Origin of the sequence: Streptomyces sp. NPDC006691, assembly GCF_042869955.1 — a bacterium.
GTDB lineage: Bacteria > Actinomycetota > Actinomycetes > Streptomycetales > Streptomycetaceae > Streptomyces.
In genome coordinates this window covers 166,955-189,604 of record NZ_JBIAGW010000003.1, presented here as the reverse complement: position 1 = coordinate 189,604, position 22,650 = coordinate 166,955, and the positions used below count along the sequence as shown (strand labels likewise).

Annotated in this window: 22 protein-coding genes and 1 other RNA gene; 11 read left to right on the top strand and 12 right to left on the bottom strand. The window is 72.6% G+C overall.

From position 1 onward, the window contains the following. The first annotated feature begins 178 nt into the window (after positions 1–178). The 4 genes from rnpB (at position 179) to ACFYNP_RS07605 (ending at position 3,090) form a co-directional block, all read left to right on the top strand. Positions 179–576: RNase P RNA component class A (rnpB, locus tag ACFYNP_RS07620), an RNA gene on the top strand. A gap of 306 nt (positions 577–882) precedes the next feature. Beyond that, positions 883–1,077, top strand: coding sequence for a hypothetical protein (locus tag ACFYNP_RS07615; protein WP_159030374.1), 195 nt, complete (start codon positions 883–885; stop codon positions 1,075–1,077). Beyond that, on the top strand, positions 1,070–1,834 hold the full coding sequence (locus ACFYNP_RS07610; protein ID WP_388783529.1) for a hypothetical protein: 765 nt from the start codon (positions 1,070–1,072) through the stop codon (positions 1,832–1,834). Before ACFYNP_RS07615 ends, ACFYNP_RS07610 begins: the two co-directional genes overlap by 8 nt. After that, the gene (locus ACFYNP_RS07605) at positions 1,831–3,090 is read left to right on the top strand and encodes a sensor histidine kinase (RefSeq protein WP_388783526.1); all 1,260 of its coding nucleotides are present in this window, start codon (positions 1,831–1,833) and stop codon (positions 3,088–3,090) included. Before ACFYNP_RS07610 ends, ACFYNP_RS07605 begins: the two co-directional genes overlap by 4 nt. Here the strand turns inward: ACFYNP_RS07605 and ACFYNP_RS07600 are convergent. Next, the gene (locus ACFYNP_RS07600) at positions 3,087–3,485 is read right to left on the bottom strand and encodes a MazG-like family protein (RefSeq protein WP_388783522.1); all 399 of its coding nucleotides are present in this window, start codon (positions 3,483–3,485) and stop codon (positions 3,087–3,089) included. The two genes, ACFYNP_RS07605 and ACFYNP_RS07600, sit on opposite strands and share 4 nt — an antisense overlap. Before the next feature lie 108 nt (positions 3,486–3,593). On the opposite strand from ACFYNP_RS07600, the gene ACFYNP_RS07595 reads away from it, so the two are divergent. Next, a complete protein-coding gene (locus ACFYNP_RS07595) occupies positions 3,594–3,917 on the top strand; it encodes a nuclear transport factor 2 family protein (protein WP_388408077.1) in 324 nt (107 codons plus the stop codon). Between the two features lie 93 nt (positions 3,918–4,010). Here ACFYNP_RS07595 and ACFYNP_RS07590 read toward each other — a convergent pair whose 3' ends face one another. Further along, positions 4,011–4,895 carry a PhzF family phenazine biosynthesis protein gene (locus ACFYNP_RS07590; RefSeq protein WP_388408080.1) on the bottom strand — a complete coding sequence of 295 codons (885 nt, stop codon included), beginning with the start codon at positions 4,893–4,895 and terminating at the stop codon, positions 4,011–4,013. A gap of 348 nt (positions 4,896–5,243) precedes the next feature. After that, positions 5,244–6,005, bottom strand: a complete 762-nt coding sequence (locus ACFYNP_RS07585; protein ID WP_388783519.1) for an SDR family oxidoreductase — start codon at positions 6,003–6,005, stop codon at positions 5,244–5,246. Positions 6,006–6,222: 217 nt separating this feature from the next. On the opposite strand from ACFYNP_RS07585, the gene ACFYNP_RS07580 reads away from it, so the two are divergent. Both ACFYNP_RS07580 and ACFYNP_RS07575 read left to right on the top strand, forming a co-directional pair. Further along, positions 6,223–7,572 carry a Bcr/CflA family multidrug efflux MFS transporter gene (locus ACFYNP_RS07580; protein ID WP_388408086.1) on the top strand — a complete coding sequence of 450 codons (1,350 nt, stop codon included), beginning with the start codon at positions 6,223–6,225 and terminating at the stop codon, positions 7,570–7,572. Between the two features lie 10 nt (positions 7,573–7,582). Beyond that, positions 7,583–8,602, top strand: coding sequence for a small ribosomal subunit Rsm22 family protein (locus ACFYNP_RS07575; RefSeq protein ID WP_388408089.1), 1,020 nt, complete (start codon positions 7,583–7,585; stop codon positions 8,600–8,602). A 103-nt stretch (positions 8,603–8,705) separates the two neighbouring features. Here the strand turns inward: ACFYNP_RS07575 and ddaH are convergent, their stop codons facing one another. Both ddaH and ACFYNP_RS07565 read right to left on the bottom strand, forming a co-directional pair. After that, complete coding sequence (ddaH, locus tag ACFYNP_RS07570) at positions 8,706–9,605, bottom strand: dimethylargininase (RefSeq protein ID WP_388783516.1); 900 nt, start codon at positions 9,603–9,605, stop codon at positions 8,706–8,708. Between the two features lie 76 nt (positions 9,606–9,681). Further along, complete coding sequence (locus ACFYNP_RS07565; protein WP_388783514.1) at positions 9,682–9,867, bottom strand: DUF6243 family protein; 186 nt, start codon at positions 9,865–9,867, stop codon at positions 9,682–9,684. Between the two features lie 139 nt (positions 9,868–10,006). Between ACFYNP_RS07565 and ACFYNP_RS07560 the strand changes: the two genes are divergently transcribed. After that, on the top strand, positions 10,007–10,735 hold the full coding sequence (locus ACFYNP_RS07560) for a TetR/AcrR family transcriptional regulator (RefSeq protein ID WP_388783512.1): 729 nt from the start codon (positions 10,007–10,009) through the stop codon (positions 10,733–10,735). A gap of 152 nt (positions 10,736–10,887) precedes the next feature. Then, a complete protein-coding gene (locus tag ACFYNP_RS07555; RefSeq protein WP_388408101.1) occupies positions 10,888–11,625 on the top strand; it encodes a bifunctional DNA primase/polymerase in 738 nt (245 codons plus the stop codon). A 321-nt stretch (positions 11,626–11,946) separates the two neighbouring features. On the opposite strand, the gene ACFYNP_RS07550 is transcribed toward ACFYNP_RS07555, so the two are convergent. From ACFYNP_RS07550 to ACFYNP_RS07520, 7 genes are all read right to left on the bottom strand, one after another. Continuing rightward, on the bottom strand, positions 11,947–12,918 hold the full coding sequence (locus ACFYNP_RS07550) for a hypothetical protein (protein ID WP_388784273.1): 972 nt from the start codon (positions 12,916–12,918) through the stop codon (positions 11,947–11,949). Beyond that, the gene (efeU, locus tag ACFYNP_RS07545; protein WP_388783509.1) at positions 12,806–13,780 is read right to left on the bottom strand and encodes an iron uptake transporter permease EfeU; all 975 of its coding nucleotides are present in this window, start codon (positions 13,778–13,780) and stop codon (positions 12,806–12,808) included. The genes ACFYNP_RS07550 and efeU overlap by 113 nt, the downstream gene beginning before the upstream one ends. 9 nt (positions 13,781–13,789) lie before the next feature. Continuing rightward, a complete protein-coding gene (gene efeB, locus ACFYNP_RS07540) occupies positions 13,790–15,055 on the bottom strand; it encodes an iron uptake transporter deferrochelatase/peroxidase subunit (protein ID WP_388408106.1) in 1,266 nt (421 codons plus the stop codon). Between the two features lie 25 nt (positions 15,056–15,080). After that, on the bottom strand, positions 15,081–16,226 hold the full coding sequence (efeO, locus tag ACFYNP_RS07535; RefSeq protein ID WP_388408109.1) for an iron uptake system protein EfeO: 1,146 nt from the start codon (positions 16,224–16,226) through the stop codon (positions 15,081–15,083). A gap of 181 nt (positions 16,227–16,407) precedes the next feature. Then, positions 16,408–17,250, bottom strand: coding sequence for a heme ABC transporter ATP-binding protein (locus tag ACFYNP_RS07530; RefSeq protein ID WP_388783507.1), 843 nt, complete (start codon positions 17,248–17,250; stop codon positions 16,408–16,410). Further along, positions 17,247–18,338 (bottom strand): FecCD family ABC transporter permease, encoded by a 1,092-nt coding sequence (locus tag ACFYNP_RS07525; RefSeq protein WP_388783504.1) that lies wholly within the window; start codon positions 18,336–18,338, stop codon positions 17,247–17,249. Before ACFYNP_RS07525 ends, ACFYNP_RS07530 begins: the two co-directional genes overlap by 4 nt. After that, complete coding sequence (locus ACFYNP_RS07520) at positions 18,335–19,399, bottom strand: hemin ABC transporter substrate-binding protein (RefSeq protein WP_388783501.1); 1,065 nt, start codon at positions 19,397–19,399, stop codon at positions 18,335–18,337. The genes ACFYNP_RS07525 and ACFYNP_RS07520 overlap by 4 nt, the downstream gene beginning before the upstream one ends. A gap of 133 nt (positions 19,400–19,532) precedes the next feature. On the opposite strand from ACFYNP_RS07520, the gene ACFYNP_RS07515 reads away from it, so the two are divergent. Beyond that, complete coding sequence (locus tag ACFYNP_RS07515) at positions 19,533–20,969, top strand: HtaA domain-containing protein (RefSeq protein ID WP_388783498.1); 1,437 nt, start codon at positions 19,533–19,535, stop codon at positions 20,967–20,969. Between the two features lie 87 nt (positions 20,970–21,056). Beyond that, positions 21,057–22,583, top strand: a complete 1,527-nt coding sequence (locus ACFYNP_RS07510) for an HtaA domain-containing protein (RefSeq protein WP_388783495.1) — start codon at positions 21,057–21,059, stop codon at positions 22,581–22,583. Positions 22,584–22,650 lie beyond the last annotated feature (67 nt).

Genomic DNA, 22,650 nt, shown 5'->3' with positions numbered 1-22,650 from the left:
CAGGGTCAAGGCCGCCGGTTTCGCGCCGAGCCGTGAGGTCAGGCGTGCTCGGCCGCGCCGGGCTGTACCGGTCGGGCGTGCTCGGCCGCGCCGGGCTGTACCGGTCAGGCGCGCTCGGCCGCGCCGGGCCGCGGCCTTCGTGGCACCCCGCGCCGGGTAGCATGGTCGGCACGGCAGACGAGCCGGGCGGGCGGCCGCGTGAAGATCTTCGATCTTCCCGAGGAACGTCCGGGCTCCACAAGGCAGGGTGGTGGCTAACGGCCACCCGGGGTGACCCGCGGGACAGTGCCACAGAAAACAGACCGCCCGGGACTTCGGTCCCGGGTAAGGGTGAAACGGTGGTGTAAGAGACCACCAGCGCCTGAGGTGACTCAGGCGGCTAGGTAAACCCCACCCGGAGCAAGGTCAAGAGGGAGCGCTTCGGTGCTTCTGCGCGGACGTTCGAGGGCAGCCTGCCCGAGTCCGCGGGTAGACCGCACGAGGCCGGTGGCAACGCCGGCCCTAGATGGATGGCCGTCGCCCCGACGACCGCGAGGTCCCGGGGTACAGAACCCGGCGTACAGCCCGACTCGTCTGCCCTTCGTCCCGCATGGCCCCGCCCGGGGAATCCCCGGCCGGGGCCATGGTGCTGAGGCAGGCCTCCTCGGCGTGCGAAGGAGGCGTTCCCGTCCTGCTGAGGGAGTGGCGGCCGGGGTACGCGCCGGGCGCCACTGCACGCGGCTCTCACCAGTACGGATAGCTCCCCGTAATCACTCGCTCATCCTCCGTGTGGCGCAACCCGTGGCGTCGCCGTAGCGTGATCACCGGTACCGGAAGCCCGCACTCCGACGAGGGGGACGGGGGTGCCGCACACGCCGACTCGGGGACACGAGGTGAAACGCCGTGCCTTCCCTGCACTTTCCCGTGATGCTGGCGCTCGCAGCCGGCGCCTTCTTCCTGCTCCGCAAAGGCGGCACCAAGCTGTCCCACGCGCTCATCTGCGCCGGGTTCGGCTTCTATCTCGCCGATACCGCGGTGGCCCCCTCGCTGCACACCGCGCTCAACTCCGTCACCGGCATGCTCGGACAGCTTGGCTGAGCGCGCGGGCGTCCGTCGCCGCTCCGCCCGGTGGGTCCTTCCGGGCGCCGCGCTCATCGCCGTACTGGCGGGCTGCGCGGACATGGAGGGGCTGCACCGCGACGGAGCGGCGGCGAGCGTCGCCCCGCCGGAACCGCTGTGGCCGCACTCCGTTCCCGCCCCGCCCGGCCCCGAGCAGCAGCGCGGCCGGCCCTTCGCCGTGCCCGGCATCGCACCCGTCGCCTCCGGTGATCTGCGCGACGCCGACCCGCTCGCCGTGGTCAAGGCCGACCTCGCCGCCACCGAGCGCGAGGACCAGGGCACCGGCCGCCTGGTGGACCGCCGTGCCGCCGAACGCGTGGCGCACTGTGCGCGGGCCGCGGACTGCGGGGTGCGCGAACCGGTCCTGCGGGACCTGACCGGCGACAGGCACGCCGAACTGATCACCGCCGTCGACATCGACGGGCGGGCCAGCGAGATGCGGGTCTATCACGTGGTGGACGGCCGGGTGACGCGGGTGTTCTCGCGGCGTGCCGTCCTCGAAGGCGTCGAACTCGCCGCCGGACACCTCGCGATCCGCGAACCCACCTCCAACGACCGGTTCGTGTACGTCTCGCACTACGGCTGGGACGGCACGATGATGGCCCTCATCGAGCTCAAGCTCGACACCTGCCGCGCCGTCAAGCAGACCTCCGACATCCCCTGCGCCTCCCCGTCGCCGTCGCTCCCGTCGCTCCCGTCGCTCCCGTCGCTCCCGTCACCCGGGAGTGTCCCGTGAAGGCTTGGTTCGAGCGGGTGCGGCCGGGCTGGACGTACGGTCTGCGCTGGAAGATCATGCTCACCATCGCCGGGGTGGCCTGCGCGGTGGCCGCCATCCTCGGCGTGCTCGTGCACAACGTGCTGACCCGGCAGCGCGTGGACGAGGTCCGCAAGGAGGCGCGGCAGAGCCTGGACGTCGCGCTCAAGGAGTACGCGTACGGCACCGAGACCACCGACGGGCACGGGGCGATCGTGGACCCCGTCGAACTCCCGCCCCCGCTCAGGAAGTTGGCGCTCGGCGGTGGGCGCGGGCTGATGGTCGGGCAGCAGGGCGGCACGGCCGTCATATGGGCGGCGGCCCCGGCCGGCGGCCATGTGCTCGCGGTGTCCGTCCCGTACGCGAGCACCCGGGACCATCTGCGCCAGATGGACACCGCCATCCTCGGCTCGGCCCTGCTCGCGGCGGGCAGTGTGACCCTGGCCGGCAGCTATTTCGCCGGGCGGATCAGCCGAAGGCTCTACCGGACGGCGACCGTCGCGCGCCGGATCACCGACGGCGACCTCGACGTACGCACCGGGATTCCGCCGGACGGCAAGGCCGCCGAACACGACGCGGTGACGGCGGTCGCCGTCGCCCTGGACTCGATGGCGGCCTCCCTGCAACGCCGTCTGGAGTCCGAGAAGCGGTTCACCGCCGACGTCGCCCATGAGCTGCGCACGCCGCTCACCGGGATGCTGGCGGCGGCCGGGCTGCTGCCCGAGGGACGCCCCAAGGAGATGATCAACGACCGGCTCAAGGCGCTGCACACCCTCACCGAAGACCTCCTGGAGATCTCCCGTCTCGACGCCGGCGCCGAGCAACCGGACTTCGCCGAGTACGAGTTGGGGCCGCTGGCCGAACGCGCGGTGCGGGCCACCGGCCTCGCCTGCGAGGTACGCGTCGTACGGGACGCGGCCGTGCGCACCGACCGGCGCCGCCTGGACCGGATCATCGCCAACCTCGTCGTCAACGCCCACCGGCACGGCGCTCCGCCGGTGACCCTCACCGTGGACGGGCCCGTCGTCGAGATCCGCGACCAGGGGCCGGGCTACCCCGCCGAGCTCGTCGACCGCGGCCCCCAGCGCTTCCGCACCGGTGACCCGGGCCGTGGCAAGGGCCACGGCCTCGGCCTCACGATCGCCGCGGGCCAGGCCGAGGTCCTCGGCATCGGCCTGCGCTTCGCCAACGCGCCGGCCGGAGGTGCCGTCACGACCCTGCGCCTGCCGAGCGCCTAGCCCTCGCCCGGCTGGGGCCGGGCGGAGCCCAGCGAGCGCTCGGCCACCTTGGCGAGATGGGTGTCGAAGACGTCGGCCGCGTCCGGGGTGAGGGTGGTCAGGGCGACCATCGCGGTGACGATCACGTCGCACAGCTCGGACTGGACGTCCTGCCAGCTGTGCGAGACGCCCTTGCGGGGGTTCTGGCCGGTCGCCCCGATGACGGCCTGGGCGACCTCGCCGACCTCCTCCGACAGTTTGAGCATCCGCAGCAGCTTCTGCTGTTCGGGCGGTACGGGGCTCCGTTCGGTGAGCCACGCGTGCAAGGCGGTGACCGTGGGCCAGGGCGAGCTCCCGGAGGAGTTCCAGGCCGAGTTCGAGGGGGAGATCCAGGGAGTGCCGCGGGTGTCGTCCATACGGCCCACGGTGCCATCCGGCAGCGCACCGGTGGCGGTGCGGGGCGACGTGAGGTGTTCTGGGAGGTGTTCTGCGGGGGAATCGTTCCGCACCGACCGGGAGAGACCGTGACCATCGCCCTCGACAAGCTGGCCGATCCGGCCGTCCGCGCCTTCGTCGGCGCCCTCAACTCCGGTGACCGGACGGCCTTCGCCGCCGCCCTGACCTCCGACGCCACGATGTCCGACGACGGCTCGGACCGCGATGTCGCCGACTGGACCGAGCGCGAGATCTTCTCCTCCGGCGGCCACATGGACATCGAGAGCCAGTCGCGCGACGGGCTCGGCCTGGTCGCCAACTACCGCAACGACACCTGGGGCGAGATGCGCACCGCCTGGCGCTTCACGGTCGACGGCGGCAAGGTCAGCCGCTTCGAAACCGGCCAGGCCTGACCCCCGTGCCCTGATCCCGGCCGACCTCCCCCCGTATTTCAGTGTGCTGCCCGTAGCCCCGAGGGGCATCACACGGCGGTGCGGTGCGGGACGTCACGCCGGGATCGGGATACGGGCGCCGGCGCCGCTCACCCGCACCCGTGCGTCACCCGCGTGCAGTGTCACGGTGAGCACTCCGGGGCGGCCGAGGTCCTCGCCCTGATGGAGCGTCAGCTCCGATTCCGCCGCCACCAGGCCCAGTTCGCGGGCGTACGCCCCGAACGCGGCGGCCGCCGCACCCGTCGCCGGGTCCTCGACGACCCCGCCGACCGGGAACGGATCGCGCACATGGAACACCGACTCCGAGGCGCGCCACACCAGTTGGACGGTGGTGAGGTCGAGCCGGTGCATCAGCGCGGTGAGCCGGTCGAAGTCGTAGGCGAGCTCACCGAGGCGTTCCCGGGTGGCCGCGCCCAGCACGAGGTGGCGGGCGCCGGCGTAGGCGATCCGGGGCGGGATCGCGCCGTCCAGGTCCTCGGCCGGCCAGTTCAGAGCGGCCAGTGCCTCGGCGAGGTCCTTCTCCCCGACGGGCTCGGAGTGCGGCTCCACGCTGGTCAGCGTCGCGCGCAGGCCGCCGCTCGTCGGGTCCGTGGCGACGGTCACCGGGACCGTACCGGCCGCCGTCGCGAACGTCAGGTCCCCGGTGCCGAGCCGCTCGCCCAGCGCGATCGCGGTCGCCACGGTGGCGTGCCCGCAGAACGGCACCTCGGCCTTCGGGCTGAAGTACCGCAGCGTGAACGCGCGCCCCGGCTCGCCGAGCCCCTCCGGCGGGGCGGTCAGGAACGCCGACTCGCTGTAGCCCAGCTCGGCGGCGACGGCCAGCATCGCCGCGTCGTCGAGCGCTGAGGCGTCCAGGACGACTCCGGCGGGATTGCCCCCGGCGGGGTCACTGGAGAAGGCGGTGTAGCGGAGGATCTCGGGCCGGTCTTCGCTCGTCATGATCACCCCAACTCCCGCACCAGCGGCCCTATTCCGGTCCCGGCCACCCGCCACCACCGCGCGCCGGCGGATGCCCGGAGCCCGATGGATGCCGGGGCCTGGGTGCATGCGGGGCCCCCGGTGGAGGAGGGAGGGCGGCGGATGCGGGGCCCCCGGTGAAGGAGGGAGGGCGGCGGATGCGTGGCCGCCGGTGAAGGAGGGGGACCGGCGGATGCGTGGGCCCCGGCCCGGGCGGATGTGGACCCCGGCCCCGCCGGTGCGGACCTTGGCCCGGGCGGATGCCTGGACCCCCGCCCCCGGCCGACGCGGTCCCTGGCCCGGCGGACGCGGACCCCGCCCCGGGCGGGCTCAGCCCCGGCCGATGTAGGGCATGGCGGTCGCGAGCACCGTGACGAACTGGATGTTCGCCTCCAGCGGCAGCTCCGCCATGTGCAGCACCGTGCGCGCCACGTCCTGCGCGTCCATCACCGGCTCTACCGCCAGCTCCCCGTTGGCCTGCGGGATGCCGGTCTGCATGCGCTGGGTCATCTCGGTGGCCGCGTTGCCGATGTCGATCTGCCCGACCGCGATCCGGTACGGCCGCCCGTCCAGGGACAGCGACTTGGTGAGCCCGGTCATCGCGTGCTTCGTCGCCGTGTACGCCACGGAATTCGGCCGCGGGGCGTGCGCCGAGATCGACCCGTTGTTGATGATCCGGCCACCCTGGGGCGTCTGCCCCTTCATCACCCGGAACGCGGCCTGGGCACAGAGGAACGCGCCGTTCAGATTGACCTCGACCACCGACCGCCACGCCTCGTACGACAGGTCCTCCACCGGCACACCGCCCGGCCCGAACGTCCCCGCATTGTTGAACAGCAGGTCCACCGTGCCGTACGCGCCCTGCGCCGCGGCGAACAGCGCGGCCACCTCGTCCGGGGAGGTCACGTCCGTGGGGACGCACAGCACCTCGGCCTCCGGCCCGGCGAGCGCCGCGGTCTCCGCCAGGGCCTCGGGGCGGCGCCCGGCGAGCGCCACCGACCAGCCCGCGCCGGCCAGCGCCAGCGCCACGGAACGGCCGATGCCGGACCCGGCTCCGGTCACGACGGCAGACTTCTGCGAGGTGATCTCCATGAGCCCGGAGCGTACGTGAGTGGCCGCCTGGTGAGACCCCGTGTCCGCCATGTGAGAGCCCCGCGCCGGTGCGACCCGGGCTCCCCGGGAGGGGGATGGGGGAGCGGATGGGCCCCGATGTGACCCGTTCCTCCTTTCCCGTGCGTCCCGAGTGGTGCCTCGCGCCGGAACCGGCTGAGAGCATGGTTATTCGATTCAACCTTCAGGAGAGAAACCGATGCCGGAGCGCGGCGGCCAGGACACCCAGGGCCCCATACCGACCACGGCCGACGCCGAGCCCGTCGAGGCTTCCGAGCCCCCGAAGGCGGTCACCGCCACCGCCGCCCTGCGCCGCACCAGCCTTCTGGTCACGCTCGTCCTCGGCGGCCTCACCGCGCTCCCGCCGCTCTCCATGGACATGTATCTGCCGGCGCTGCCCGAGGTCACCGACGCGTTGCGCTCGCCGGCCGCGACCGTCCAGCTCACCCTCACCGCGTGCCTCGCCGGCATGGCGCTCGGGCAGCTCGTCGTCGGGCCGATGAGCGACAAGTGGGGACGGCGCCGCCCCCTCCTCATCGGCATGGTCGTCTACGTCCTGGCCACGGCCGTCTGCGCCTTCGCGCCCAACGTCGAACTCCTCATCTCCTTCCGCCTGTTGCAGGGTCTGGCCGGTGCCGCGGGCATCGTGATCGCCCGGGCCGTGGTGCGCGATCTCTACGACGGAGTGGAGATGGCCCGCTTCTTCTCCACGCTGATGCTGATCTCCGGTGTCGCCCCCGTGGTCGCCCCGCTGATCGGCGGCCAGGTGCTGCGGCTGACCGACTGGCGCGGCGTCTTCGTCGTGCTGACCGTGATCGGCGTGCTGCTCACCGCCGTGGTGTTCAAGTGGCTGCACGAGACGCTTCCGGTGGAACGGCGGCACTCCGGCGGCGTCGGAGAGGCCCTGCGCACCATGGGCGGCCTCCTCAAGGACCGGGTCTTCACCGGCTACATGCTCGCCGGCGGCCTCGCCTTCGCCGCGCTGTTCGCCTACATATCGGCCTCCCCCTTCGTGGTGCAGGAGATCTACGGCGCCTCCCCGCAGACCTTCTCCCTGCTGTTCGGTCTCAACTCCGTGGGCCTGGTCGTCGTCGGCCAGATCAACGGCAAGCTCCTCATCGGACGGGTCAGCCTGGACAAGGTGCTCGGCTTCGGCCTGGCCGTGATCACCCTGGCGGCGACGGCCCTGCTCCTCATGACCTCCGGAGTGTTCGGCGAGGTGGGCCTGGCGCCGATCGCCGCCGGGCTCTTCGTGCTGATGTCGGCGATGGGCCTCGCCATGCCGAACACCAACGCCCAGGCCCTGATGCGCACCCCGAACGCCGCCGGCTCCGCCTCCGCTCTGCTCGGCACCTCCTCCTTCCTGGTCGGCGCGGTCGCCTCCCCGCTGGTCGGCATCGCGGGGGAGGCGACCGCCGTGCCGATGGCGGTCGTCCAGCTCGCGTCGGCCGTCGCCGCCCTGCTCTGCTTCCTGCTGCTCTGCCGTCCCTGGCAGCGCGGGCAGCAGGCGCTCACCGCGACGGCCCGGGACGCGGCGCCGCAAAAGTAGACTTCTGCCGGTGAACCACTCCCTCCCCGCCCCGGACGTCCTGCGCTCGGCCCTGGCCGGACTGCTCGACGGGCTGCCGCCCTCCCAGGCCGCAGGAGCCGTCGACCGGCTGATCAGTCACTACCGCGGTGTCGTCCCGACCAACGCCCCGGTGCTGCGGGACCGCTCCGATGTCGCCGCCTACGCCGCGTACCGGATGCCCGCCACTTTCGAGGCGGTGCGCTCAGCGCTCGGCGCGCTCCGGGACGCGGCCGGGCCCTGGACCCCGGCCACGCACACCGACATCGGCGGCGGCACCGGAGCGGCGAGCTGGGCGGTCGCCGAAGCCTGGGAGGACGCGCGGACCCCGGTGGCCACGACCGTCCTGGACTGGGCGGAGCCCGCGCTCGCCGTCGGCCGCGAACTCGCCGAGGCCTCCGGTCTGCCGGGTCTGCGCACCGCCCGCTGGGAGCGCGCCCGCATCGGCTCGGCCCTCGCCCTGGAGAGCGCCGACCTGGTCACCGTCTCGTACGTCCTGAACGAACTCACCCCCCTCGACCGCGGTTCCCTGGTGGACGCGGTGGCCGCCGCCGCGACCGGTGCCGTCGTGATCGTGGAGCCCGGTACTCCCGACGGCTATGCCCGCGTCATCGAGGCGCGGGACCGGCTCATCGCGGCCGGCCTGCACATCGCCGCGCCCTGCCCGCACAGCGCCGCCTGCCCCATCGAGCCCGGCACCGACTGGTGCCACTTCTCGGCCCGGGTCAGCCGCTCCTCGCTGCACCGCCAGGTCAAGGGCGGCTCGCTGGCCTACGAGGACGAGAAGTTCAGCTATCTCGCCGCCACCCGGTTCGCCCCCGACCCCGCCCCGGCGCGGGTCACCCGGCGGCCCCAGATCCGCAAGGGCCAGGTGCTGCTCGAACTCTGCACGGCGCAGGAGCAGTTGCGCCGTGAGACGGTCAGCAAGCGGCACGGCGCGCTGTACCGTGCCGCCCGGAACGCCGAGTGGGGCGACCCCTGGCCGTCCCACCCCGCAGAGCCGGCCTCCTAGGGCCGGCCGGAGTGCCTGCTCCCGCACCGGTTCCCGCACGGCTTTCCGCACCGGGGCCCGCACCGGTTCCCGCACCGGGGCCCGCACCGGTTCCCGCGTCCGGTCAGGAACGCAGTTCCTGCGTGCAGCACTTCACGCTGCCGCCTCCCTTGAGCAGCTCGCCCAGGTCCATGCCGATCGGCTCGTAGCCCCGCGCGCGCAGCGGGTCGAAGAGGCCGACGGCACCCTGGGGGAGCAGCACGTGACGGCCGTCGCTCACCGCGTTGAGCCCGAGGGCGGCCGCGTCCGGCTCCTCGGCGATCAGGGCGTCGGGGAACAGCCTGGACAGCACGGCCCGGCTGCCGGGTGAGAACGCCGGCGGGTAGTACATGACGTCGTCGGCGTCGTCGTCCAGGACGCACAGGGCCGTGTCCAGGTGGTAATAGCGCGGGTCGACCAGGTCGAGGCCGATGACCGGGCGGCCGAAGAACTCCTGGGCCTCGTCGTGCGAGAGCGGGCTGGAACGGAAGCCGCGCCCGGCGAGCAGATAGGAGGCCGTGACGGCGAAGTCGCCCTCGCCCTCGTTGATGTGGGCCGGCTCGTGGACGGGGGTGAAGCCGTGCGCACGGAACCAGTCCAGGTGGACCTCGGCTTCCGCCGCGCGTTCCGGATACGCGAAGCGGGCGCCGAGCACCCGGCTGTCGATCACGGTGGCTCCGTTGGCGGCGAAGACCATGTCGGGCAGGTCGGGGCGGGGGTCGAGCAACTCGACGGTGTGGCCGAGCGAGCGGTACCGGTCGCGCAGGTCCTCCCACTGGGCCAGGGCCAGGGGCAGGTCGACCGGCTTCTCGGGGTCCATCCAGGGGTTGATGGAATACGTGACCTTGAAGTGTGCCGGTGGGCACATCAGATAGCGCCGGGGTCGGGCGGTTCTCTGGGTGCGGAGGTCACGGGCGTCACGAGGCAATGAGGGCTCCTCACGGGTGACTTGGGCTGCACGGGCGCGCAGCCGCGTGCAGCCCATGGTCCGCCGTGCGGGGCGTCCGCGCAGTGCACCGTCCGGGTGTTTTTCATCTGGCCCACCCGGTTCGTCCGCGCGTTCACGGCTCTTCCGGTGCGGTGCGTCCCTCCTTCAACTTCCGCAGCAGTTCGCGCTTCTGGGCCAGCGGGTCCACCCCGCCGCCCGGCCCATGGGCGCCGCCGGCTGCTCCCCGCATCGCCTTGCGCGACAGGCGGATCCGGGTGCCGCCGACGCCCAGCATGTTTCCTGCTCCACCTCGGGTCATGGCACAGCTCCTTCTCTCCTCAACGGGATCACCCATCAACGAGACGGTCCGTCTCGCTTCGTGATTCGAGTCTGAACGAGACGCTGCGTCTTGTCAAGAGACGATACGTCTCGCCTCGTAATGGGGCTAGGATCGGTCCATGGCAGAGAGAAGGACAGCGAGCAAGGCGGCAAGCAAGGCGGAAGGCAAGACGGAAGGCAAGGCAGTGAGCGGGGCGGCGAGTGGCAGCGCCGCCGTGGGTGATGCGGCGGGCAGGGCGGGGGCGAAGCCGGGAGCCAAGGCACCCGATGCCTCCCGCCGCAGCGAGCGGTCGCGCCGGGCGATCTACGAAGCCGCCCTCACGCTCGTGGGCGAGGCGGGGTACGGCAGGACGACCATCGAGGGCATCGCGGCGCGGGCCGGGGTCGGCAAGCAGACGATCTACCGCTGGTGGCCGTCCAAGGCCGAGGTTCTCCTTGAGGCCTTCCTCGACCGCGGGGAGCGGGCCGCCGCGGGGGAGGCCGTCCTGCCCGACACCGGCGACCTCGAAGCCGACCTCAAGCAGGTGCTGCGCGCCACCGTCGACGAACTCACCGACCCCGGTTTCGAGGCGCCCTACCGCGCGCTCGCGGCCGAGGGCGTCATCGACGCCGAGCTCGGCGCCCGGTTCGTGACGCGGCTGCTCGAACCCGGGCTCCAGCTCTACGTCGACCGCCTCGGTGCGGCGCGGGACGCGGGGCAGGTCGCGCCCGGCGTCGACCCGCGCATCGCGGTCGAACTCCTCGTCGGCCCGCTCACCCACCGCTGGCTGCTGCGCACGCTCCCGCTCACGCACGCCTACGCGGACAGCCTCGTCGACTACGCGCTGCGCGGAATCGTCCCGCGCTGATCGCGTGGGCGTCGGCCAATGGTCACGGGCGGGTCATGTCACACACCCCGGATGTCCGGTGCGGTCACCCGAGGAGCAGGATGGTGGGACGATGTTCTCCAGGGTTCTCCCGGATGTGAGTCCCTGGGGTCGACGGTGAGGTGAGGGGATATATGGGCGCTGAGTTCGGTCGTTCCCGCGGCGAGGAGAGCAAACTGTCCCGCTGGCTGCGCAGGCGGCCCAAGGACGCTCCGGGTGCGGACCAGGGCCGGCTCTCGCTGCTTCTGGCCGTGGCCGCCGCCGGTCTGCCCATGGCTCCCGCCGCGTACCCCGTCGGCTACCGATGTTCCTGTGAGCGCGTGGGCTGTCCCACGCCCGCCCGTCACCCCGTCTCCTTCGCCTGGCAGACCCAGTCGACCACCGACCCCGCGCAGATCGAGCGCTGGGCGCTCGGGCAGCCGGAGGCCAACTTCATCACCGCGACCGGGATGGTCCACGACGTCCTCGACGTACCGCTCGAAGCGGGGCGCGAGGCACTGGCCCGGCTGCTCTCCGAGGGGATCGACGTCGGGCCGGTCGCCGAGGCGGCCGGTGACGGTGATCACGGGCGGATGCTGTTCTTCACCGCGACGCGGGGAACGCCCGAGGACGAGGACGAGTGGTGGCCCTGCGAGTTGGACTGCCATCCCGAGACGATGGACGAGCATCCGGGGCTGCGGTGGCACTGCCGGGGGAGCTATGTGCTGGTGCCGCCCGCGCGGTTGCCGGGGGAGCTTGCGGTGGGGTGGGTGCGGGGGCCGGAGCTTGCGCTTCCGGATCCACTGACGTTGCTTGAGGCGTTGACCGATGCGTGTGCGCGGTATGCGGGGGAGGCGGGGGCGTCGGCGGTTGCCTGGCCTCTCGGCCGGTAGGTTTCCCCACCCCGCCCCTTCCCGAGACCCTCCGGGGGTGTGGGGGTGGGTAAGGGTTGTTCCTGGGGCTGCGCCCCAGACCCCCTGAGGGGCTGCGCCCCTCGGACCCCCGCGGGGACTGCGTCCCCTGCGCCCCTGCTCGGGGCTGTGCCCCGGACCCGTTCGCGGCGGGGCTGCGCCCCAGACCCCGTTCGCGCCTTCCGGGGCACTCGTTCGTCCTCGGCCCGCAAGGCCCGCAAGGCCCGCAAGGCCCGCAAGGCCCGCAAGGCCCGCAAGGCCCGCAAGGCCCGCAAGGCCCTGAGGGCCAGGGGTCAGGGGGCCCTACTCGCCCTTCGTTCCCACCAGGCCCTGGATCCGGTTGGTCACCACGACCGGGCCCTTGGCCGGCACCAGGGCCAGTTCGTTGGATATCCACTCCCGGGTCAGGGAGGTGTTGATCCGGCCGGTCAGCAGGGCCTTCTCGTCGGGGGAGATGTCCAGGCGGACGCCCTTCGCGGCGGTCTGGCGCTCGAAGTGGCGGGCGGAGAAGAAGACCAGGGCGCGGCCGTCGGCGGTGCGCAGGCCCTGCGGGGCGAAGTCGCCGTCGTTCAGGGGCTGGTCGATGAACTGGCTGACGCGCCCCGAGCGCACCGCGTTCTTCTGGCGCGCCTCGCGCCAGGCGCTGGTGTGGTCCCCGGGTGCGAAGACCGGTGGCTTGCCGTTCTGGAGGTACGAGGCGTAGTCCGCGCTCAGGTCCTTCGGGGCGACCGCGAGCGAGGGGTCGTCGGGGCGTACGGGCTCCGCCCACCCGTCGTTGTCGGTCTTGAAGGCGGGTACGTCCTTGGCGCCCAGGATCGACAAGTAGGCCAGTTTCCACACCTGTTCGGGGCCGGTGCGCAGGAAGAGCAGCAGCCAGCGGGTGTCGTTCGGGCCCTTGTCGTCCTGGTCGCGGTTGGAGTCCGCGTCGGCGACGAACCAGCGCGGCCAGCCGGACTGTCGGGGAATCGTGTACGTGGTGTCGCTCAGGGCCAGCGGCGAGTGCTGCGGGTTGCCGCCCGGGCTCGTCGTGTGGCGGACGGTGAAGCCCGCCTGGGTCGTGGCGCCGAAGGAACCGGTGACCCGGCCCGCGTCGAGGGCCGGGTCGTAGGCCTTGTCGGCCCTGTTGTAGGCGTCGAGGAAGTCGGTGAGCGCCTTCGCGGCCTCAGCCTTCGTCGCCGACGGTACGACTTCCCGCTCCCCGTGCACCGTCACGCAGCCGCTCGCGGTCACCGTCAGTACGGTCACCGTCGCGAGCCCCGCCGTCAGCCGACTCACCCTGCTCATGGACCGCCTTCTGCCCCTCGACCCTCGTCGTCCCCTCGGACTTCCGGAACCCTACCGGGGCGAAGAACAACGCGAGCGTGGGGATCAGGTACAGGGCCCAGACGACGACCTGGACGACGGTCGGGTCGGGCTGGAAGTTGAAGACGCCCTTGAGGAGGGTGCCGTACCAGCTGTCCGGCGCGATCGTCGAACTGATGTCGAAGGCAAGGGAGTTGATGCCCGGCAGGAAGTCGGCCTCCTGGAGGTCGTGCACGCCGTACGCGAGGACGCCCGCGGCGACGACCACCAGCATGCCGCCGGTCCAGGTGAAGAACTTCGCCAGGTTGATCTTCAGGGCGCCGCGGTAGAACAGCCAGCCGAGGAACACCGCGGTGGCGAGGCCCAGCAGGGCGCCGATCATCGGCTGGAAGGTGCCGTTGTCGGAGCCGGCCGCGTGCACCGACGTCCACACGAACAGGGCGGTCTCCAGGCCCTCGCGGCCGACCGCGAGGAAGGCGGTCGCCACCAGCGCGCCGGTGCCCATCAGCAGGGCCGAGTCGAGCTTGCCCTGGAGTTCGGTCTTCAGGTGCCGCGCGGTGCGCCGCATCCAGAACACCATCCAGGTGACCAGGCCGACGGCGACGATCGACAGCGAACCGCCGAGCGCCTCCTGTGCCTTGAAGGTCATCTCCTGCGAGCCGAATTCGAGGCCCGCGCCGAACGCGAACGCGACGAACACGGCCACCCCGACGCCGATCCACACCGGCTTGAGCGCGTCGCGCCGCCCGGTCTTCACCAGGTAGGCGACCAGGATGCACACGACCAGGCTCGCTTCGAGACCCTCGCGCAGGCCGATCAGATAGTTGGCGAACATGTCTCCCTCTCAGCCGAAGAGTCCCCGGCCCCACCAGTCGTCCTTGTCGCGGACGCCCGGCGGGACCGCGAAAATCGCCGAACCCACGTGCTGGATGTATTCGTTGAGCGCGTCATGGCGGGCCAGGGCCCGCTGGACGGGCAGGAAGCCCTTGCGTACGTCACGCTGGTACGCCAGGAAGAACAGGCCCGCGTCCAGGCGCCCGAGGCCGTCCGTGCCGTCCGTGAAGGAGTAGCCGCGGCGCAGGATCCGGGCGCCGTCGTTGGAGTCGGGGTGCGCGAGGCGGACGTGCGCGGTCGGCTTCATCGCCTTCAGGAACGGCTCGTCGCGCTCCTTGGCCTTGCCGACCGGGGCGCCCTCGCCCTTGTCGCGGCCGAAGACGTCCTCCTGCTCCTGGAGCGAGGTGCGGTCCCAGGTCTCGATGTGCATCCGGATGCGGCGGGCCACTAGGTAGGAGCCGCCGGTCATCCAGTCGGAGCCGTCCTTGGCGCCGACCCACACATGGTCGTCGAGCGCCTTGGTGTCGGTGCCCGAGACGTTCCGGGTGCCGTCCTTGAAGCCCATCATGTTGCGCGGGGTCTGCGCGTCCGGCGTCGTCGAGGACGTCTTGCCGAAGCCGAGCTGCGACCAGCGGATGGCGACCTTGCCCATGCCGATGCGGGCCAGGTTGCGGATCGCGTGCACCGCCACCTGCGGGTCGTCCGCGCAGGCCTGGACGCACAAGTCGCCGCCGCTGCGCGCCGGTTCGAGGTTGTCGCCGGGGAACTGCTCGATGTCGACCAGCGCCTCGGGGCGCTTGCCCTCCAGGCCGAAGCGGTCCTTGGCGAAGAGCGAGGGGCCGACGCCGAAGGTCAGGGTCAGCCGGCACGGCTTGAGGCCGAGCGCCTCGCCGGTGTCGTCCGGCGGCGCCTCGGCGAGCCCGCCGTAGGCGCCCTCGCCGACCGTCTTGCCCTCGGTCATCGCGGCCGCGGCCGCCGTCCAGTCCTTGAGCAGCTGGACGAGTTCGGCGCGGTCCTTCGTCGTCACGTCGAACGAGGCGAAGTGGAGGCGGTCCTGGACCGCCGTGGCTATGCCGGCCTGGTGGGCGCCGTGGAACGGCACCGCGGCCCCCGTGTCGGCGGCCGGCACCGCGTCGCTCCCGCCGCCCTTGACGACGGCGACCGTGCCGCCGGCCGCGGCGGCGCCGAGCGCGAGGCCCGCCCCGCCCCAGCCGAGCAGCGCCCGGCGGGAGGGGGACCTGCCGGTGCCGGTGGCCTCGGTCGTCTCGTCAGTCATGGCGGATCTCCTCCTGCTCCTGGTGTTACTTCGCGACGGCTGCGGCGAGCTTCGACAGCGGCTCGGCGAGCGCGTTCACGGTGTCGGAGAGCTGCTTGCGGTCACCCTCGCCGACCTTGTCGTACGAGGTGAAGTCGTAGGAGGTCTTGTCCGTGCGGTACTTGTCGAGCAGCGTGTTCAGGGCGGCGAACTGCTTGTCCAGTTCGGTGGTGAGCGCCGCGTCGTTCTTCGCGGCGACCGGCTTGAGCAGCTCGTACGCCTTCTGCGCGCCCTCGACGTTGCCCTTGAAGTCGGACAGGTCGGTGTGGCTGTAACGGTCCTCCTCGCCGGTGATCTTCCCGGTGGCGACCTCGTCGAGGAGCTCCTTGGCGCCGTTGGCCATCGAGGTCGGGGTGATCTCGGCGGTGCCGACCCGCTTCTGCCAGTCGGTCAGGTCCTTGTCCAGCTCGGTGGCGAGGTTCTTCTCGTCGTCACCGATCTTGCCGTCGACCCAGAGGGACTTCTCCAGACGGTGCCAGCCGGTCCACTTCTGGCCCTTCTCCAGACCGTCCTCGCGGGTGTCGGTCTTCGGGTCGATGTCGCCGAAGGACTCCGCGACCGGCTCGGTGCGCTCCCAGCCGAGGCGCGAGGGCGCGAACGCCTTCTTGGCGGCCTCCACGTCGCCGGCCCGCACCGCGTCGGTGAAGACCTTCACCTTGGGCAGCGTCTCGTCGGCCTGCTCCTGCGCGTACTTGCGGTACTCGGCCACGGCCGTGTCCAGCTGCGGGTTGCGCTTGGCGGCGGTGCCGCCGGTGACGGTGACCTTCTGGCGGATGCCGTCGCCCTTCATGCCGGGCTTGCAGGCGACCTCGTACGAGCCGGCCTTGACCTCGGCGGTGAGCTGCTGCTTGAGGCCGGGGCCTATGTTCTCGCGCTCGGCGACGATGCGGTCGTCCGGGAAGAGCAGGTAGACCTCGGTGACCTTGGAGCCCTTGTTCTCGATGTCGAACTTGACGTGTCCGGCCGGGAAGTCGGTCTTCGACAGCTTGCAGGAGTCGTCGGTGGCCGTCACCTGGACCGAACCGTCGGCGCCGCCGGCCTTGGCATCGCTCTTGTTGGCGCAGCCCGTGACGGCGGCCAGGGCCGCGACGGCCGCGGCGGCGGTGACGACGGAAGTACGGACGGGTCGCATGCGGGCTCCACGCTGGGTCAGGGTCGACAGGTCGACTGAGGCGGACCTAACTTAACCGAGCCTTACCTGACCGATACCCACTGGGCGCGTGATTCAGCTCTCACCGGTCACGGCGGGATCACGGATCGCGCCGCGCCGGTCACAGCCGGGTCAAGGATCACGTCCCGTGGTCAAGGCCGGGTCAAGGATCGCGCCGCGGCACCACCAGCGGCGCGCCCGTCCGGGGGTGCGCGAGGACGTCCACGGGCTGCCGGTAGACCCGGCCGATCAGCTCCTCGGTGAGCACCTCGCGGGGCGGCCCTTCGGCCGCGAGCCGCCCCTCGTGCAGCACGGCGACCCGGTCCGCGTACGCGGCCGCGAGGCCCAGGTCGTGCAGGACCACCACGACGGCGTCCCCGGCGCGGGCGCGCTCGCGGCAGATCCGCAGGACCAGTTCCTGGTGGCGCAGATCGAGCGCGGCCGTCGGCTCGTCGAGCAGCAGCACCGGGGCGCGCTGGGCGAGCACCCGGGCCAGGGCGACCCGGGCCCGCTCGCCGCCGGACAGCGCGTCGAAGGGCCGCCCGGCGAAGCCGGTCACCTCGGCCGCCGCCATCGCCTCCGCGACCACCGCGTCGTCCTCGTCCTCGCGCACGGTCCCGGCCCACGGAGCCCGGCCCATCCGTACGACCTCCTCGACCGGGAAGGGGAAGGAGAGCGCGGCCTGCTGCGGCAGAACGGCACGGCGCAGCGCGAGTGCGGGCGCGGGCCAGTCGGCGAGCGCCCGCCCGTCGATCCGTACCGTCCCCGAGGCGGCGGCCGCATCGCCCGCGAGCGCGGCGAGCAGCGTGGACTTGCCCGCCCCGTTGGGCCCGACGAGCGCCACGACCTCACCGGCACGTACCCGGAGCCCGACCCCGTCGAGAACGGCACGGCCGCCGAGTTCCACCACCAACTCGCGTGATTCCAGGGCCACTTCACCAGCCCTGAGCGGTACGGGGAGCTCAAGGGGGCCGCGTACGGAGAAGAGGGACTTGAGGGCGTTCATACCCAACCGCCTTGCTTGCGCCGGGTCCTGCGCAGGAGCCAGAAGAAGAACGGGCTGCCGAACAGGGCGGTCAGGACGCCCAGCGGCAGTTCGGCCGGGGCGGCCACGGTACGGGCCGCGAGATCGCCCGCCATCAGGACGACGGCGCCGCCGAGCGCGCTGCCCGGGACGAGGAAGCGGTGTCCGGGGCCGGCCGCCATGCGCAGCAGATGCGGCACCAGGAGCCCGACGAAGGTGATGATCCCGGCCACCGCCACGGCGGCCGCGGTGAGCAGGGCGACGACGAGCACGAGCACGACGCGCAGCCGCTCGACGTCGACGCCCAGGTGCCGGGCGGGCCGTTCGCCGAGCGCGAGGAGGTCGAGCCGGCGCGCGTACAGCGGGGCGACGATCAGACCCGCCACGGCGCACGGCAGTACGGCGAGCACCTTGGGCCAGGTGGCCTGGGCGAGCGAGCCCAGCTGCCAGAAGGTGATCTGGGAGATCTGCGCGTTGTCCGCGAAGAAGATGAACAGGCCGATCAGGGCGCCCGCGAAGGCGTTCACCGCGATGCCGGTGAGGATGAGGGTGACGACCTCGGTGCGGCCGCCCGACCGGGACATGGCGTACACGAGCAGGACGGTGACCAGGCCCGCGGTGAACGCGCAGAACGTGATGGTCCAGTTGCCGAAGAAGCTCAGCCCGAGGGCGATGGAGCCGACCGCGCCGGCCGCGGCGCCCGCCGAGATCCCGATCACGCCGGGCTCGGCGAGCGGATTGCCGAACACGCCCTGCATGAGCGCGCCCGCGCAGCCGAGGGACGCGCCGACGAGCAGCGCGAGCACGACCCGGGGGAGCCGTACGTTCCACAGCACGCTCTCGCCGACCCGGTCGAGCGCCCGGCCGCCGAGTCCCGCGCGATGGCGCACCGAGCCGACCACATCGCCGAGCGGAATGTGGTAGGCACCGAGCCCCGCGGACAGCAGGGCCAGGAGAAGGAGGGCGGCGAGCAGAACGGCCGTGAGGAGGAAGGGGGTCGAGTACCGCCTCGCCGGCTGCGCCGGCTCGGGCGGGGCCGACAGCTCGGGGGCCTCGGTCGTCGTGGTCACTTCTTCGCCTTTGCGTACAGCTGGTCCACGAGGGACGTGAGGACCTCGTCGGTGCGCGGGCCGTAGTTGAGCAGTACGCCGTCGTCGATGGACACGACCCTGCGGTCCAGGCCGGCCGGGGTCTCGGCGACGCCCGGCACCTTCAACAGGCCCTCGATGCCGCCCACGGACGCGAGCCCCTTGCTCATCACCAGGATGGCGTCCGGGGCGGCCTTCGCGAGGGCCTCGCTGGTGATGGCGGTGAAGTCCTTGGTCAGGCCCGACTCCTTGCCCGCGTCCACGCCACCCGCCGCCTCGATGAGGGAGGAGGCGCCGGAGCCGGCCCCGCCGAGCAGATAGACGGAGGCCGAGCCGCGCAGGTAGAGGAAGGCGACCCGGGGCTTGGCGCCGCTCTTCCTCGGTGTGGCGCGCGCTGCCGAAATGCGCTGATCCGTACGGGACTTGAGCTCGGCACCGGCATCGGGCACACCCAGGGCGGCGGCCACCGTCTCGATCCTGCGGTCCACGTCGGCGAGGCTCTTCGCCGGCTCGACCACGACCAGGGGTATCCCGGCGGCCCGGATCTGGTCGACCGCCTCGGCCGGCCCCGTCGTGGTGTCGGCGAGCACGAGCGTCGGCTTCAGCGAGAGCACGCTCTCGGCGGAGACGTCATGGGCCCGGGTCACCACCGGGAGCTTCGCGGCCTGCTCGAAGGTGGCCGTGATGTCACGGGCCACCACCTGCCGGCCGAGTCCGAGCGTGAACACGATCTCGCTGAGGGAGCCGGTGAGCGGCACGACCCGGGCGCCGGACCGCACCTCGACCTGCTTGCCGTCCGCGGACCGGACAGTGACGGGCAGGTGGGGTGCGGGAGTTGGGGTGATCGGCTCGATCCGGTCCGCGGCGGGGGCCGTACCGCTGTGCACGGTGGCCTTGTCCGTGCTCGTCCCGCAGCCGGTGAGGGTGAGGGTGAGCGCGCAGAGCAGCGCACCCGCGAGAAGTCCTGGTCTGCGCACCGGGTGCACCGTCCTTCGCTCGGTAGGGGGAGGCGGTGCGCGGGGCTTCCGGCACGGCCAGGTCATAGCTTAGGTTAGCCTTACCTAAGCAGCCAGGGTGAGGCCTTGAGCCGTCCGTACGGCCCGCCTCGGGGCTGCCGTCCGTCTGCCCCGGGCTCGTTCAGGGCCCGGTGTCGCGCCCGCTACCGGAGGAATCCCCATGCCGTCGTCCAGACCCGCCCGGACGCCCTTCCTCGCGCCGCTCGCGGTGGCGCTGGGGGTGGTGTTGGGGGCGCTGCTGCCGGTTTCGTCCGCGTACGCCACGGACTCCGCGGACCGCGCGGTGCGGGGCGGCCGGCTCGACTGGGGCATCAAGTCGTCCTTCCAGAGCTACGTCACCGGGCCGGTGGCGCACGGCAGTTGGAGCCTGACGGGGGGCGCGGCCACCGTGGGCGGCAGCCAGTTCCGCTTCCACTCGGCGACCGGTTCGTACGCCCCGGACAGCGGTGACTTCCGGGCGGCGTTCTCCGGCGGCGTCCACTTCACGGGCCATCCGAAACCGGACGGCACCCATGAACTCGACCTCACCGTGGCGCGCCCCTCGGTCCGGATCGAGAACGGCCGGGGCACCCTCTATGCCGACATGACCAGCAAGGCGAAGGGCAGCGGGCAGGTCACCACCAGGTCCCAGGTGCCGCTCGCCTCGCTGGCGCTCGCCGGGATCGTTCTGAAGGGCGGTTCCACCCCCATCGCCCTCCAGAACGTCCCGGCGACGCTGACCTCCCAGGGCGCCGAGGCCTTCGCCGGGTACTACGCGGCGGGCACGCCGCTCGACCCCGTGAGCCTCTCGGTGGACACGGAGGCACTGCGCTCCGCGAACTCGGCCTCCCCGAGCGGCGGTTCGGCCCCATCGGTCGAGCCGTCGAACGGCCCGTCCGCCGGTTTCGCCGACGCGGCCGTCGACTGGGGGGTGCGCCGCACCTTCCGCGAGTACGTCGGCGGGCCCGTCGCGCAGGGCAGGTGGACGGTGTCGGCCGGAGCCCGGGACGGTGGGGCGCTGTTCCGCTTCCCGGGCGGCAGGGGCACGTACGACGAGCGCGCGGCCACCCTGGACGCGACGTTCGCCGGGGCCGTCCGGTTCACCGGAAAGGGGCTCGACCTCACCCTCGACCGGATCGCGGTGAAGGTGGCCGGCAACACCGGCACGCTCTCGGTCGGAGACCGCCCCGTCGTCACCTTCCCGGCCCAACTGGCCGTGAAGAACGGCCTGGTGAGCATCGCCGAGTCACCCGCCAAGCTGACTGCCGAGGGCGCCGCGCTGTTCGGCGGGATCTACCCGGCGGGCACCTCCATGGACCCGGTGTCGCTCGCCGTCGCCGTCGGCCCGGAGGTGCACCTGCCCGCGCTGCCCGACCTCGGTACCGGCGCGAACACCGCGCCGTCGGCGGCGGCCGCGCCCGGCTCCTCGGCGCGGCCCGCCACCGAGCCGACGGCCAGGGCCACGGACGGCCCGGGTCCGGGTGTGCTCGTGTACGCGGCGATCGGCGCGGTTGTGGTGGTCGCCGCGGGCACCACGTTCGCCCTGCTGCGCAGGCGCCGGACGGCGTCGGCGACGCCTCTCGCGGAACCCGGTGAGCGCCCCGCGGAAGGCTCGTGAGCAAGCCCCCCACTGAAGTCCGACCGCCCCCTTTTCCCCTCCCCTCTCCACCCCTCCCCTCCCGAAGACCCCCAAGGAGCCCGGCCCATGCCCGCACCTCTCCTCACTTCCCGCCCTGCCCTCCGCCGGCGGCGTTCCTTGGCGCTCGCGGCGGCTGTCGCCACGGCCGCCGCGCTGGGCGCGGCCGTTCCGGCTGCCGCGGCGCCCGCGCCCGAAGGCGCCCCGCCCCAGCTGGAGTTGAAGGACGGCACCCTCGACTGGGGCTTCCGGGAGAGCTTCCGCAAGTACATCGCGGCGGCCGGCCGCATCACGGTCGCGGACGGGGCGAAGCAGGCGGCCGCAGGCGGTGCGTTCACCTTCACCGGCGGCACGGGCACCTACGACACGGCGACGCACGCGACCGGCAACGCCTTCAAGGGCAGCGTCCGTTTCGAGGCGCACGGCGGTGTCCTGGACATCAAGCTGTCCGACCTGAAGGTGGCCACCACCGGCGCCAAGGGGGCGATCACCGCCGACATCACCACCAAGGACCGGGCGGGCAAGGACCAGGTCGAGGACGACGTGGCGCTCGCCGACCTCGATCTCTCAAAGGTGCGGCCGGGCTCCGGCGCGGGCGGCGCGATGGTCTTCAAGGACATACCGGCCGCCCTCACCAAGGCCGGGGCCGCGGCCTTCAACGGCCAGTACAAGGAGGGCGACCCGCTGGACCCGGCGACCCTGACGGTCACCCCCGCAACCGCGCCGGACAGGCCCAAGCCCTCCGAGAAGCCGAAGCCGTCGGACCCCCCGAAGCCGTCGGGCAAGCCCGAGCCGTCCGGTGACACCAGGCCGTCCGACGCCCCCAAGCCGTCCGGCAGGCGGGTGTCGCCGAGCACGCCCGCCCCCGCGCCCGCCGGACAGGCCAAGGTCTCCGACGGGCGGCTCACCTGGGGCCTGAAGGAGTCCTTCCGTCGCTACATCAACAGGGGTGGAGGCATCAAGGCGGCCGACGGGGCGAAGAAGAACGGCGACCTCTTCGACTTCTCCCTCGGCAGGGCCGACCTCGACGCCAAGGCCCGGACGCTGGACGCGGCCTTCAAGGGCAGCGTCAACTTCGGTTACCCGGCACACCAGTTGGACATGACGTTCAGCGACCTCAAGGTCAAGGCCACCGGGGGCAAGGGCACGCTCGTGCTCGACGTGACCACCCCCAAGGGGAAGAAGGACGACATCGCCTTCGCGACGCTCGACCTCTCAAGGGCCGACTACACGGCGAAGGACGGCGTGGTGCGGCTCGCCGCCGTGCCGGCCGCCTTCACGGCCGAGGGCGCGGCCGCGTTCGCCAACGACACCACGGGCTCGATGTACAAGGCGGGCGAGGCGATCGACCCGCTCGACCTCGCCTTCACGGTGCGGGACGGCGTCGCGCTGCCCCAGGGTTCCGGTACCGGCACGGGAGGCGTCCCGGTGTCCGACACCGCCCCGTCCGGCACGGTCGGCTCGTCCGTGGGCGGCGCCGCAGCGCTGGCCGCCACCGGCTCCGCCACTCCGGCCGGGGCGCTGCTCGCCGCGGCGGGCGCGGTCGCGGCCGCGGGCGCCGCGATGCTGTTCGCCGTCCGCCGCCGCAGGGCCTGACCCCGTACGCCACCGGGCCGCACCCCCGAACCGGGGGTGCGGCCCTCGCTGCTGCTTCAATGCGTAC